Source organism: Pseudomonas sp. CFSAN084952, assembly GCF_009648855.1.
GTDB lineage: Bacteria > Pseudomonadota > Gammaproteobacteria > Pseudomonadales > Pseudomonadaceae > Aquipseudomonas > Aquipseudomonas paracarnis.
On the sequence record NZ_CP045767.1, the window covers coordinates 1,491,289 to 1,503,534 of the forward strand.

8 protein-coding genes are annotated in these 12,246 nt (G+C 50.8%); all 8 read left to right on the top strand.

The annotated features are described in order from the left end of the window. Nucleotides 1–302: 302 nt before the first annotated feature. Nucleotides 303–1,571: an acyl-CoA dehydrogenase family protein gene (locus GH769_RS06950; RefSeq protein WP_153649558.1), complete on the top strand. Its 1,269-nt coding sequence runs from the start codon at nt 303–305 to the stop codon at nt 1,569–1,571. Nucleotides 1,572–1,776: 205 nt separating this feature from the next. After that, a complete protein-coding gene (locus GH769_RS06955) occupies nt 1,777–2,478 on the top strand; it encodes an NAD(P)H-dependent oxidoreductase (protein ID WP_153649559.1) in 702 nt (233 codons plus the stop codon). Between the two features lie 36 nt (nt 2,479–2,514). Continuing rightward, nucleotides 2,515–6,009, top strand: coding sequence for an indolepyruvate ferredoxin oxidoreductase family protein (locus GH769_RS06960; protein WP_153649560.1), 3,495 nt, complete (start codon nt 2,515–2,517; stop codon nt 6,007–6,009). A 242-nt stretch (nt 6,010–6,251) separates the two neighbouring features. Continuing rightward, complete coding sequence (locus GH769_RS06965; RefSeq protein ID WP_153649561.1) at nt 6,252–7,658, top strand: amino acid permease; 1,407 nt, start codon at nt 6,252–6,254, stop codon at nt 7,656–7,658. Nucleotides 7,659–7,768: 110 nt separating this feature from the next. Beyond that, nucleotides 7,769–9,211, top strand: coding sequence for a PLP-dependent aminotransferase family protein (locus GH769_RS06970; protein WP_153649562.1), 1,443 nt, complete (start codon nt 7,769–7,771; stop codon nt 9,209–9,211). A gap of 104 nt (nt 9,212–9,315) precedes the next feature. Beyond that, nucleotides 9,316–10,068: a class II aldolase/adducin family protein gene (locus GH769_RS06975; RefSeq protein ID WP_153649563.1), complete on the top strand. Its 753-nt coding sequence runs from the start codon at nt 9,316–9,318 to the stop codon at nt 10,066–10,068. A 158-nt stretch (nt 10,069–10,226) separates the two neighbouring features. Continuing rightward, nucleotides 10,227–11,108 (top strand): PhzF family phenazine biosynthesis protein, encoded by an 882-nt coding sequence (locus tag GH769_RS06980; RefSeq protein ID WP_153649564.1) that lies wholly within the window; start codon nt 10,227–10,229, stop codon nt 11,106–11,108. A 77-nt stretch (nt 11,109–11,185) separates the two neighbouring features. Then, nucleotides 11,186–11,644, top strand: coding sequence for a YbaK/EbsC family protein (locus GH769_RS06985; RefSeq protein ID WP_153649565.1), 459 nt, complete (start codon nt 11,186–11,188; stop codon nt 11,642–11,644). The last annotated feature ends 602 nt before the right edge of the window (nt 11,645–12,246 follow it).

Genomic DNA, 12,246 nt, shown 5'->3' on the forward strand with positions numbered 1-12,246 from the left:
CATGGATTTTAACATTATCGACTTAAGTTGTGAGGGATGCTAGTTACAGCTTGAGCAAGATGGTTAGGGTACAGTTGGCAAGGCTGCATGGCGGATGTCACTACAGTACGGAGCAATAGGTTGGTCAAGGGGATGAGGATTGTTGTATTTCCTCAAGTGGCTAATCCATTGTCTTAACTCGCATGAAATTTGTCAGTTTCGGCAATGTTCGTATCGTTGAGTCACCCCCAACAATGGCTTTCAGATGACATGGCCATCTATTTACTCACAAAAGAATAAGTTTTTTTAGGTTCGGAGATCGCATGAATTCACCCGAGTTTTCAGAATTGCAAGCTTCCGGGGCGCAGCGAGCGTTACTGCCTATGCGTTACCAGGATTCGCTATACCATGATTTACTCACTCCTAAAGAATCACTCGTGATTCGTCAGCAAGTTCGTCGATTCGCTGATAACTATGTTGCCCCCGTGGCGTGGGAAATTGGCGGTAGGGAGGAAGCGGTTGAAAACTTTCCACGTGATCTGTTTCTCAAAATGGCAGAGGCGGGACTTTTCAGCATCCCATTTTTAGCCGATGTCGGTGGGCGAGGGCTGCAACACCGCGCTATTGCTACAGCCGTGATGATTGAGGAGTTGGCTTACCACTCAAACTCCGTTGCTGCGATCGTGGACGTACACTGCATCCTAGCGGGAAAAGCACTGGAGCACGCCTGCGCGGAATTGCAACAGCAGTACCTTGTGCCACTCATCGCAGGGGCAAAAATCGGCAGTTTCGCGACAACGGAACCGGACGCTAGCACCGACCTTAATGCTAAAAACATGCGCACGGTGGCCACCCAGGATGGCAGCGAGTTCATTATCAGCGGGCGCAAACGGTTCATTACAAACGCGCCTGTAGCTGATTTTGTAGTGGTGTTGGCTGGGCACGACGGGAAGCAATCGCTATTTGTCGTTGACCTTGATGCGCCAGGGGTGACGGTCGGCGAGCCTGATCGAAAGACAGGTAACCACGGTCAGCTAACTGCCGATATCTATTTCGATAATGTCTGTGTTTCGATGCGAAACATAGTTGGTAAGGCAGGCAACGGCCTGAAAATCGCGCTTCAGACACTGACATTTGGACGTATTGGTATTGCCGCGAGCGGCGTTGGTATGGCGCAAGCCGTTTTCGACCATTCGGTTGCGCGCCTTAAAACACGCCAAGCATTTGGCAAGTCAATTGCCCAGTATCAATACTGGCAATTCAAACTAGCTGAGCGTGCCACTGAGATAGAAAATGCACGCAACCTCTATCTGAAGGCGGCTATTCGGCTGGATGAAGGTGAATCATTTCCCGAGCCGGAAGCCGCCATGGCCAAGTGGTATGCCACAAACTTGGCAGGAGAGTTCGCCCGCGAAGGTGTTCAGATATTTGGCGGCTACGGTTTCATGAAGGAGTTAGCGGCAGATGGTTCTCGCTACAAGGTCGAAGAGATTTATCGTGATTGCAAAATTGCTGAAATTTATGAGGGAACCAATGAAATTCAGAAAGTCGTTATTGCACGATCGATATTCGGCAAAGAAATTGTCGGGTAACCGATATGGATAGGGGGCAGCCGTTCTGCAAATTGACGGTCACTCACTCCCTAACAAAGCAGCACCAAGCTCATTGGGTCCTCTGGAGAGAGACTTTGGAGACAGTCAAGATTTTTTGGCGAGAGTACTCTGTAGCGTTTAAAGCAATCCTGGCGTTGGCAGTTTTTGTTGTTGTTCTTCCCTGGGTTGGGAAGTAGGTGGAGTTATGAAGGTATTTGTTGTATATGCGCATCCTGAACCAAAGTCTTTCTGTGCAGCGTTGAAATCAGCCGCAGTGCAAGAATTTCAGGCGGCTAGGCATGATGTATTGGTGTCAGACCTGTATGAAATGGGTTTCAATCCTATAGCTTCTGCGGAGGACTTCTTACAGCCAGAGAGGCCGGATTATTGCGCCTACGCCCTAGAACAGCGAAATGCTGTACGCACTGGATCCTTACGTACAGATATCCAGGAAGAACTCGATAAGCTGTTGTGGTGTGATCTTCTGGTGTTGATTTTTCCTCTGTTTTGGTGCTCTACGCCGGCCATTTTAAAAGGCTGGATTGATCGCGTTTTTGTCTCTGGGAAAGTTTATGGCGGCAAGCGATTTTACAATCATGGCGGCTTGCACGGGAAGCGTGTACTCGTGAGCGTGACCTTGGGTGGGCAAGAACATATGTTCCAACCTGAAGGTATCCATGGATCGCTAAGGGATATGCTCAAACCTCTTTTACAAGGTACGTTGGCTTATTCCGGTATGAATGTACATGAGCCATTTGTTGGTTGGCACGTCCCTTATGTCTCGACTGGTCAGAGGTTGTTGCTATTGGAACAGTGGCAGGACCGTATTCGTAAACTTGATGATGAATCTCTACTTGTATTCCCATGCTTAGAAGATTTTACAGAAACGTTATATCCCATGCCGTAGGCCATATAATTATAATAGTAGAGGGGTTGAACCAAGATGACTAAACATCGCTCAGTAAATCTGGATGATAAGTATACGCTCACCAAGGGAAGTGTATTTATCACCGGTACTCAGGCACTTGTTCGTTTGCCGATGACGCAGCATCAACGCGATCAACTCCAGGGCCATAATACGGCTGGGTATGTTTCTGGCTATCGTGGTTCGCCACTGGGGGGCTTTGATGATCAACTAAGCAAAGCCAAAAAGCTGCTTGAGCAGCATCACACGGTCTTCATTCCGGGCGTGAATGAAGACTTGGCCGCTACCGCGGTCTGGGGCACCCAGCAATCCGAGATTGGCGGTGAAGGTAAGTACGAAGGCGTCTTTGGGATGTGGTACGGGAAGGGGCCGGGTGTCGATCGGACGGGAGACGTTTTTCGTCACGCCAACCTGGCTGGTACGTCAAGTCTGGGTGGAGTATTGGTGTTGATGGGAGACGATCATACTTGTGAGTCGTCGACCACATGCCACCAAAGCGAGTTTGCGATGGTAGACGCAATGATCCCGGTGCTTAGCCCCTCTGGCGTTCAGGAGATCCTCGACTTCGGTCTCATAGGTTGGGCGTTGTCCCGGTACAGTAGCTGTTGGGTCGGCATAAAATGTGTGAAGGACACCGTTGAAGCAACCGCATCTATCCATGTCGACATTGATCGCGTTCGGATCAGACTACCCACCGATTTTACGTTTCCTGCTGATGGCTTGAGCATCCGCTTGCCTGATACTCCGCACGCCCAGGAAGCCCGGTTACATCGTTACAAGCTGGACGCAGCACGTGCATTTGCGCGCTGCAACGACCTTGACAGGATGGTCATCGACAGTTCGTCCGCCAAGCTCGGGGTAATTACTCACGGGAAGAGCTATCTGGACGTACTTCAGGCCCTCGATGACCTTGGCCTCGCCGAAACGGCAGCGGCAGACATGGGGCTGCGAATCTACAAAGTGGGGATGATTTGGCCGCTAGAACCTCAAGGCGCGCAGAATTTCGCTGAGGGGCTCGAAAAAATTCTAGTGGTGGAAGAAAAGCGCAGCCTCATGGAGTCGCAGTTGAAAGAACAGATGTACGGGTTGCAGAACATGCCTCTCATAGTCGGAAAGCGAGATGAGGAAGGCAAAACGCTGTTTCAGCCCGAAATGGCGCTGGACTCCAATCAAATCGCGATTGCCATCGCGGAGCGTTTGCTTGAAATCAAGCACGATGCTGCTTTGCAAATCAGGCTGGAAGTACTCCGAGCCTACAACACCCCGAAGGGTGTCACCGATGTGCTCTCTCGCAGCTATTACTTCTGCAGCGGTTGCCCTCACAGCTCGTCCACCGTAGTGCCTGACGGTAGCAAGGCTTACGCAGGCATCGGGTGTCATTGGATGGCTCAGTCCATGGAACGCTCGACGACGGGCTACACCCAAATGGGGGGCGAGGGCATGGCCTGGGTGGGGGAGGCCCCATTCTCCAAACGCAAGCATATGTTCCAGAACATCGGTGATGGAACGTACTTCCACTCTGGACTTCTGGCTATTCGGGCAGCTGTTGCGGCAAAAACCAACATCACTTACAAGATCCTGTTCAACGACGCCGTAGCCATGACCGGCGGGCAACGCCACGATGGCCCGCTGGATGTGCCCGCAATCGCACATCAGGTGCATGCCGAAGGTGCCAGACGGATTGTTGTAGTGAGCGACGAGCCGGAAAAATATCCAAGTGCCACCATTTGGCCTACCGGCTTGAGCCTGCACCACCGTGACACGCTGGATGCTGTGCAACGGGCTCTGCGCGAGATCGAGGGTACATCAGTACTCATCTACGATCAGACGTGTGGGGCTGAAAAGCGGCGCCGGCGCAAGCGCGGTACTTTCCCCGACCCGTTGAAAAGGGTGGTGATCAACGACTTAGTCTGTGAAGGGTGTGGCGATTGTGGAGTTCAATCCAACTGTGTCTCTGTCCAGCCTTTGGAAACCGAGTTCGGCCGCAAGCGTACAATCGATCAATCTTCCTGCAACAAAGATTATTCCTGCGTCAAAGGCTTCTGTCCCAGCTTTGTGACCGTGGTGGGCGGAAAACTCAGAACCCCAAAGCGGGTGGAGAATGTCCACATCTTCCCTATGATCCCGGAACCCCAATTACCCTCGATTGATGAGCGCATTTACAGCGTGTTGGTAGCCGGTATGGGGGGCACCGGTGTGGTGACCATCGGTGCGATTTTGGGTATGGCAGCGCACCTGGAGGGGCGTGGTTGCGGACTACTGGATATGGCGGGCCTGGCACAGAAAGGCGGCTCGGTCTGGAGTCATCTACGGTTCGGCCCCACCCCGGAATCGATCAAAACCATTCGGATAGCACCCGGCGGCGCAGACTTGGTATTGGGCTGTGACTTGATCGTTGCCGGGAACTCGAAAACCCTGGCGCTTACCCGTGCTTGCGGCACACAGATGCTTGTGAACACTCAGGAGCTGATGCCGGGCGCATTTACTCGCCATGCGGACATGCAGTATCCAACGTCTTCGCTACGTGACAACATCGTCATTGCTGTCGGTAAAGAAAACGCCGAGTTCGTTGATGCCGGCCGTATGGCGACGCAACTGCTAGGCGATAGCATTGCAACGAACATGTTCATGCTGGGCTATGCGTATCAACGAGGCTTGATTCCCCTTGCTGCCGATTCCATTGAAGCGGCTATTGAACTCAACGGGACTGCCAAACAGATGAACAAAGATGCTTTTCTCTGGGGGCGTCGGACGGCGGTAGACAGCAACGCTGTGGAGAATATTCTGGCTTCCAAAGGGGGAACGCGCGCAGAAGGTATCTCTCCAAGCCCTGTCAGAGATCTAGAGGAGTCTATTAAGACGCGCTCGAAGTACCTGACCAGCTACCAGAATCTCGTTTACGCGAAACGTTATGAATCGTTGGTGAACCTGGTTCGGGGCGTTGAACAGAATTTCTTCCCCGGCAGAACCGCACTCACGTTGGAGGTTGCTAAGTATTACTTCAAAGTACTGGCAATCAAGGATGAATACGAGGTCGCGCGGCTCCATACCCAGGTAGGATTTCTGGAAAAGTTGCAGCAGCAATTTGAAGGGGATTACAAGCTCGTATTCAATATGGCTCCGCCTATTTTTTCGAAGCGTGCCTCATTTAGTAGTGGGGAACCCACGAAGTCAGAATACGGGCAATGGATGGTGCCGTTGATGCGGGTCTTAGCAAAATTCCGCTTCCTCCGTGGGACACCTCTAGACGTATTTAGCTATACCCAAGAGCGCCGTAATGAGCGTGAACTCATTACGCGCTACGAACAAAATATCGAAAAATGCCTTCTGGCCCTCCAGGTGTCTAAAGGCAGCGCTCAATACGAAACCGCTATTGCTATTGCATCGCTACCTGAAAAAATCAGGGGCTATGGCCATGTCCGCGAAAAAAGTATGGTTGCGGCTAAATTAAAAGAACAGGAACTGCTTGGCGTACTGCAACAAAGCGCTATTTCATATAAAGAAATTTCCTAGAAATGCAGCGCTAAGCACTTAAGAAGTCAGTCCCTTAAATACTTCGTTCGCCTGGAGCAATGGATACTCTCGGATAAGTTTAGGGGGGCTAATTTGCACGGCTCGAAATAGAGGTGTTGTGTGATAAAACAATAAAAATATAAGGTATTGATCTGGTGTTTTCTTGCCTACTACTCGGCTTAGTGCTACGCAGTAAGCTTTTGCGCTAAGTTAATTTTAAATACAAAAAAGGTGGAATGGGTATGGGATCTGAACTTCTCGATAGCGCGGCTGTGCTGCATCGTGGATTAAGCAGTCGCCATGTGCAGTTGATATCTATTGGTGGCGCTATTGGTAGTGGTTTGTTTATGGGGGCGGGCAAAGTTATAAGCCTTTCCGGAACATCCATTCTGTTGACCTACGCCATCATTGGATTTTTCATATTTTTCGTAATGAGGGCGATGGGGGAAATTCTGCTTTCCAATACAAGCTATAGGTCTTTTTCAGATTTCTGCGCTGATTACATAGGGCCTTGGGCAGGTTTTTTTGTAAGTTGGTCTTACTGGCTGTTGTGGGTAGTGTGCGCTATTGCAGACTGTGTTGTGGTTGGTGGGTACCTACAGTTTTGGTATCCAGATATTCAAACGTGGATACCCGCATTAGGCCTCTTGTCCGTATTGCTTGGGTTGAATTTGTTTGCTGTTAGAGTTTTCGGGGAAATGGAGTTCTGGTTTGCCTTGATCAAGGTCGTTGCGATTGGGGCGTTGATTTTGGCAGGGCTAGTGATGATAGTTACCTCTTTCATTTCGCCCACGGGCGTTCAAGCCTCGTTGGCGCATGTTGTTGCCGAAGGCGCAATCTTGCCACATGGCATCAGCGGCTTCTTCGCGGGTTTTCAAATTGCTGTGTTCTCGTTCGTTGGTATCGAGCTTATTGGAACCACTGCGGCAGAAACTAAGAACCCTGAAAGGACGCTTCCGAATGCAATCAATACCGTACCTTTCAGAATCCTGTTTTTCTACATCCTGTCTATTGTCTGCATTATTTCCGTTTTGTCATGGGAGGGTATTGCAGCAGATCAAAGTCCCTTCGTTCAATTGTTTGTTATGGCTGGGTTGCCTGCCGCAGCAGCAATCATCAATATGGTGGTGATTAGCTCTGCCATGTCATCGGCCAATAGTGGAGTATTTGCGACAAGTCGTATGTTGTTCGGTATGGGTTCAACGGCCCGAGGTGTCGCTACTTTTCAACGCTTGTCGAAAAGCGCTGTGCCTTATATCGCGGTACTGTTTTCCACTGGCTGTATGCTTCTTGGGCTGTTGATTTTATACGTCGTGCCGAATGTCATGAAAGCGTTCACTATTCTAACAACTGTCACGGCGATCCTGTGTGTCTTCATCTGGTCTATGATGGTGGTCTCATATTTGATTTACCGCCGTCGGGCACCTGGCCTCCATCAGGCGTCCAAATTCAAGGCGCCTGCTGGTATATCTATGAGCTGGGCTAGTCTGGCATTCTTCGGCTTTTTCATCAGCCTACTGGCTTTAGAGAGTGATACTGCAACCGCATTGGCCGTGATGCCCGCCTGGTTCATTTTGCTAGCGATTTTGTATCGCTTGAAAGTGAGAAAGGTTAGTGCTTCGACAGGCCGACTGGAGGGCGTTATTTAGCCACTAACGCTATAGGACAGTGCTTGTTACCCAGTAAACTATGCTGATCATAGCTCTTACTGGGTTTTCCTATTAAGATGGAAAGCGTAGGTCTTTATACGGGGTTTCTGATGGGTTCTCGAGGCTTTGTACCTCTCTACAGACGCTTGGCCGGTGAGATTTCCGAGGCGATCACCACCGGCCGATTACCTTCCGGTACAAGAATGCTTTCACTTCGCGACTGTGCCGCGCAGAACCAACTTAGCATGAACACCGTCATTGCGGCATACCGTCTGCTCGAGGACCAAGGCTTCATCAAGTCTCGCCCTCAGTCAGGTTTCGAGGTGTGCATTGTTCTTCAGGAGCTGGATCATCCACTTGAAGCCCATGTAACTAATGCCAGCGCTGATTCCGAAAGCGATATGATGACCCTGCTTCTCGAAGCGCATCAGCGGCCTTCCAGTGTCGACCTGGCATTCGCTAGCCCGAGAGGAAAACGATTCTTCCCAAGCCCAGCGCTAGCCAACCTGACTCGAACCGTGCTGCGCAATCAGCAGTCGTTACTAGCCTCCTACGTCTTGCCGCCAGGTTCAAAGTTGCTCAGAGATGAGATCGCACGACGCGCCGTCCGTTTGGGCATGTCACTTGAACCTGAGAACATCTGTTTGACTCACGGTACCACCGAAGCCCTTCAGCTGGCTCTTCGTGCTGTAGCCCGCCCGGGCGATGCTATCGGAATTGAAGCGCCAAGCTATTTCAATCTTTATCCCTTGCTCAATAGCCTTGGGTTGCGCGGGATCGAGATACCGACCCACCCTCGCACTGGCTTTGTGATGGAACATGTCGAATCGCTTTGTGCTGACGGAAGCCTGGCTGCCATTGTGTGTATGCCCACTGTCCAGAATCCGCTTGGCTACACCATGCCAATTGAAAATAAAAAGCGGCTGGCTGAATTGGCCGCACTTCACCAGCTACCGATCATTGAGGACAGTATCTATGCAGAACTGCAGTTCTCTGAACCTTTGCAGCCGGCATTGAAGTCCTTCGACAACGAGGGCTGGGTACTTGTCTGTGGTGGCTTTTCAAAAACGCTGGCCCCTGACTACCGTGTGGGCTGGCTCGAAGGAGGGCGATTTGCACAGGCCGTGAAACGCCTGAAGTTTTACTCCAGTGCGTCCGAGTCGATGCTTCTATGCGAAACGATCGGACTGTTCTTGAAAGATGGTGGATACGAGCGACATCTAAAGTCGCTAAGGCGCCTCTATCAGTCACAGATAAATACAGTCCGAAGCCTGGTGTTGCGGCATTTTCCTCTGGGGACACGTGCCACTCAACCTGATGGCGGTTTTGTACTGTGGATCGAGCTCCCAAAGTCAGTTGACAGCATACAGCTTGCACAGGCCGCGCTGTCGAACGACATCGTGATCATGCCCGGGCAACTTTATTCGAAAGGCGAAAGTTTTCGAAATTGCCTTCGCTTGACTTGCTGCCAGGAAATTGATGAGCGCTACATTGGTGCCGTAGCCAAACTCGGGGGACTGGCGTGTAGTGCGCTCCAAGGGGTGGAAGCCTAACTGTATCCAGTTGAATGTCGATCTGCTGAATCTATACACCGTGTACGGTTATTCGTATTGTGCCCAGCAGTGTGTTCACGCCTTGTGAAGACTCCCATGGCCGCGTGAATACCAGCGCTGCCTTCGCGTCTCAAGCTCGCGATTACTGCAGAGTCGATTTCATCAGCATGGTAGAAAAGTACAAGAAAATTCTTGATAGCCCCGGCGTGTGGTCTTTAAAAAGCTCAATGGCTCAGGCCATGCGTGCTGCAGATTATTACGGTATTGCAGGGTCGAGCAACGCACGATTCAGTGCTCGTCTACCAGACTGGCCTGACATTTTGCTTATCCATTGCGCACCTTGTTGGGCGACTGCTAAGGCTGAAGATGTTGTAGCGTTTACCTCGGCAGGGGTCCGACTTGAAGCTGTAGGGGATTTCGACAGCGAGGTAGCAGCGGCACATATTGGAATGCATGCTGTCTCTGGTAGAGATTGGGTACTGCATGTCTACTCTCATCACGTTATTGAGTCAGTGGCCAGAGGGGGCAACGATATCTGCGACACGTTGGCAAAGCTTTCACGTCGGGATGATGAAAGAGCTGTTCAGAGTCATGGGTATGGACAGGCCTGGCATAGTGAGGAAAAAGGAAAAGCGCTTTACTCAAAGGAAGGGACAGAAATTTTGTTGTTGGCTCAGTCCGGCATCGGGGTGTGTGCAAATAGTCTGAAGTACGCATTTGACGACCTGTACCACCTTGAACGCTTTTTTTTGGCAAATCATCTTTTGCAGGCATCAAACGTGGCGCCTGCGGTTGTGTCCGGGCAGCTTTCCTTGTTGCTATGTGCGCAGTTTGACGTGGGTCGAGCTTTTTCCTGATTGTCATAGGGTTTACCTCAGGCAACCGAGTTTTGAAATCATGATAGTGGCTTTTCATCTGTACCCATTCTTATAGGTTCGAACTGAATCTGTATCCGTAAAACTCACGTACCTATACTTCAGACTCTTCGGTAATCTCAAAAAATGGTGAGCTGGTTATGAAAGAGGTTTGCTTCAAACAGGTCGACGTCTTCACCTCTCAACGCTTCAAAGGTAATCCAGTCGCTGTAGTCTTGCAGGCGGACGGTCTTACCGATGCAGAGATGCAACAGATCGCAAACTGGACGAACCTGTCGGAAACCACCTTTGTTGTCGCCAAGACCCAGGAGGCTGCTGACTATAAGGTGCGAATTTTCACCCCAGGGTCCGAATTGCCTTTCGCCGGTCACCCAACTATTGGCACTGCGCATGCGCTCACTGAGGCAGGCTTGGTCACTCCTACAGATGGGGAACTGATTCAAGAGTGCGGTGCAGGTCTGATCAAGCTTGATGTCACGGTTGACGCAGCAGGAGAGCAGCAGATCGCTTTTGAGTTGCCCAAGCCCAAGATCACGCCTCTTGATGATGCTCAGATCACTCGACTCGAATCGAGCCTCGGTTCCCCAATTATGCGCGAGTTTGTTCCTTGTCTAGTGGACGTCGGTGCTCGCTGGGTAGTGGCTCAGTTGCCAAGCGCTCAAGCGGTGCTGGAAAACCTTCCTGCCTTGGATCCAATGAAAGCCGATAATCTTCAGATAGAAGCGACTGGGGTCATTATTTTCGGAGAGTATAAGGATGAAGGGGTATTCAATGTAGAAGTCCGAGCTTATGCACCTGCTTGCGGAGTAAGCGAGGATCCAGTGTGCGGAAGTGGTAACGGCGCTATGGCGGCATTCATTCGCCACACTGGTCAAATGCAGTACTTCGGTGAAACCGTGCAGGCTAGCCAAGGGCAGATTTTGGGGCGCGCCGGAATCATCCGCCTGAGCATTCAAGATCACGCGATCAAGGTCGGCGGCCAAGCGGTTACCTGTATTGACGGTAAGATCATACTTCCGTGAGTTAACAAACCGCCTATCGCATGAGGTGCGCCCTTAGTTAAACCTCATTAGCGCTTATTCGTTAGGATGAACTGAAGATGAGTTTGCAGTCAGTTAAAGCATTTCTTGCCCAAAACTCGCCAACTGTTGAAATATTCGAACTGAATGCCAGCACGGCCACGGTCGCTCTGGCTGCCGAAGCGTTGGAGGTGGAACCAGGTCAGATTGCCAAGTCGTTATCCTTACGGGTGAATGATGAGGTGATCGTTCTGGTTATTCGCGGTGATGCTCGTCTAGATAATCGCAAGTACAAACAACAATTCGGTGTAAAGGCAAGAATGTTGGAGGCCACAGAGGTTGAAAGTATGACCGGACACCCTATTGGGGGTGTTTCCCCACTTGGGCTCAGCCAACCGCTTCGTGTTTTTTGTGACAGGTCACTGAAAGATTTTGACGTAGTGTTTCCAGCCGGCGGTGCGCCCAATGCGGCTGTTCGTATTAGCCCTGACCACTTAGCGACGCTCGTTGACGCGCAGTGGGTTGACGTAATTCAGTAGCTGATGTGACTTGGAATAAGCAACTCAAATCAACGCTAATCTGTAAACATCTCAGACCTGCGCTGGCCCCGTCTTCAAAAGGAATGAGGCTGTCTTCAAGCACCTACGCAAGAGGAATAGTAACCGTCCAGCGAAGTTACCTGCCCGACTCTCGCGATATGGGCGATGTCCCCACTTTAAAATAGGTGGGCACTATCGTCCTTATCATCGGGATAGCGATGCGGCAAAGAACGTCTTTGCCCAAACGTCTTCAACGTCTAGGTGTGCAAAAGTGCCTGCAACCTGGCGTGTAGATAGCCGGTGTAGTCTCCGCCACAGCATCAATGCCAACTTGGTTCGGAAGCGGACAATGGCTGCACGACGATTGAATCAAGATAAATTCCACTGGACAGTCATTCAATAAGGTAGCGCAGCTAGAGAGCTGCGCGAATACGCTCTACTTCTGAAATACATCCCCATCATTGGTATGAGACTTGTTCTGCATGTGTCACAGGGGCTACTCCGGGCCAATGATTCAAGAGCCAATGAAGTTAAATGAAATGAGAAAAAAACCGAAACCAGCTATTGGAATAACACCGTGACTCACCACAATCTGAGTGACG

Excerpts from the sequence above, each read along its gene's own strand:
- GH769_RS06950 (WP_153649558.1), top strand. The coding sequence starts at position 303 with ATGAATTCACCCGAGTTTTCAGAATTGCAAGCTTCCGGGGCGCAGCGA.
- GH769_RS06955 (WP_153649559.1), top strand. The coding sequence starts at position 1,777 with ATGAAGGTATTTGTTGTATATGCGCATCCTGAACCAAAGTCTTTCTGT.
- GH769_RS06960 (WP_153649560.1), top strand. The coding sequence starts at position 2,515 with ATGACTAAACATCGCTCAGTAAATCTGGATGATAAGTATACGCTCACC.
- GH769_RS06965 (WP_153649561.1), top strand. The coding sequence starts at position 6,252 with ATGGGATCTGAACTTCTCGATAGCGCGGCTGTGCTGCATCGTGGATTA.
- GH769_RS06970 (WP_153649562.1), top strand. The coding sequence starts at position 7,769 with ATGGGTTCTCGAGGCTTTGTACCTCTCTACAGACGCTTGGCCGGTGAG.
- GH769_RS06980 (WP_153649564.1), top strand. The coding sequence starts at position 10,227 with ATGAAAGAGGTTTGCTTCAAACAGGTCGACGTCTTCACCTCTCAACGC.
- GH769_RS06985 (WP_153649565.1), top strand. The coding sequence starts at position 11,186 with ATGAGTTTGCAGTCAGTTAAAGCATTTCTTGCCCAAAACTCGCCAACT.